The 1,636-nt window shown below is 68.3% G+C and carries 2 protein-coding genes; both read left to right on the top strand.

The window, feature by feature from the left end; genetic code table 11:
* Positions 1-2: 2 nt before the first annotated feature.
* Positions 3-659, top strand: coding sequence for a GXGXG domain-containing protein (locus EN818_RS30615; RefSeq protein ID WP_245518933.1), 657 nt, complete (start codon positions 3-5; stop codon positions 657-659).
* A 15-nt stretch (positions 660-674) separates the two neighbouring features.
* Positions 675-1,636, top strand: a 962-nt coding sequence (locus EN818_RS30610) for a glutamate synthase-related protein (protein WP_135906571.1), incomplete at its 3' end; no start/stop codon positions are given.

Here is a 1,636-nt window from a genome sequence, read left to right as displayed (position 1 = left end):
CGCTGCGCGAGCTCAACCAGGCGCTTCATCAACTGACCCCCGGCTCGAACGAGACCGCGTGGGAGGTGCTCAACCCGAAAGGCAGCCATTCCGTCGCCGTCGGCGTCGACCAGCCGGTCGCCGTCGATGTGCGCGGCAGCGTCGGCTATTATTGCGGCGGCATGAATGCCGGCGGCGCGATCACCGTGCATGGCTCGGCCGGGCCCGGCGTCGGCGAGAACATGATGTCGGGCTCGATCGTGGTCAAAGGCGACGCCAGCCAGTATGCCGGCGCCACCGGCCGCGGCGGGCTGCTGGTCATCGAGGGCAACGCCTCCTCGCGCTGCGGCATCTCGATGAAGGGCATCGACATCGTCGTGCACGGCAATGTCGGCCACATGTCGGCGTTCATGGCGCAGTCGGGCAATCTGGTGGTGCTGGGCGATGCCGGCGATGCGCTCGGCGATTCCATCTACGAGGCGCGGCTGTTCGTGCGCGGCAAGGTCGGCAGCCTGGGCGCCGACTGCATCGCCAAGGAGATGCGGCCGGAGCACCTCGAACTGTTGCAGGGCTTGCTCGACAGGGCCGGCGTGACCGGCGTCAAGGCGGCGGAATTCAAGCGCTACGGCTCGGCCCGCACGCTCTACAACTTCAACATCGACAACGCCGACGCGTATTGAGGGGGACCCATCAAAATGACCTATCACAATCCGCCGACGACGCCGCGCAAATCCGCGACCTTCGACGACTACACGCTTTCCGAGATCCGCCGCGCGGCAGCGACCGGCATCTATGACATCCGCGGCGCCGGCGCCAAGCGCAAGCTGCCGCATTTCGACGACCTGCTGTTCCTCGGCGCCTCGATCTCGCGCTATCCGCTGGAAGGCTATCGCGAGCGCTGCGACACCTCGGTGGTGCTCGGCACGCGCCACGCCAAGAAGCCGATCGAATTGAAGATCCCGATCACCATCGCCGGCATGAGCTTCGGCTCGCTGTCGGGCCCGGCCAAGGAGGCGCTCGGCCGCGGCGCCACGCTCTCCGGCACCTCGACCACCACCGGCGACGGCGGCATGACCGAGGAAGAGCGCGGCCATTCCAAGCAGCTGGTCTACCAGTACCTGCCGTCGCGCTACGGCATGAACCCGCGCGACCTGCGCCGCGCCGACGCCATCGAGGTGGTCGTCGGCCAGGGCGCCAAGCCCGGCGGCGGCGGCATGCTGCTCGGCCAGAAGATCTCCGACCGCGTCGCCGAGATGCGCACGCTGCCCAAGGGCATCGACCAGCGCTCGGCCTGTCGCCATCCCGACTGGACCGGGCCGGACGATCTCGAGATCAAGATCCTGGAACTGCGCGAGATCACCGACTGGGAAAAGCCGATCTATGTCAAGGTCGGCGGGGCACGGCCCTATTACGACACCGCGCTTGCGGTGAAGGCCGGCGCCGACGTCGTCGTCGTCGACGGCATGCAGGGCGGCACGGCGGCGACGCAGGAAGTGTTCATCGAGAATGTCGGCCAGCCGACGCTGGCCTGCATCCGGCCGGCGGTGCAGGCGCTGCAGGACCTCGGCATGCACCGCAAGGTGCAGCTGATCGTCTCCGGCGGCATCCGCAACGGCGCCGACGTCGCCAAGGCGCTGGCGCTCGGCGTCGACGCGGT

The organism is Mesorhizobium sp. M3A.F.Ca.ET.175.01.1.1 (genome assembly GCF_004791945.1).
In the GTDB taxonomy this organism is placed as follows: Bacteria; Pseudomonadota; Alphaproteobacteria; order Rhizobiales; family Rhizobiaceae; genus Mesorhizobium.
The sequence above is the reverse complement of the archived record's forward strand: the minus strand, read 5'-3'. Positions and strand labels throughout refer to the sequence as shown.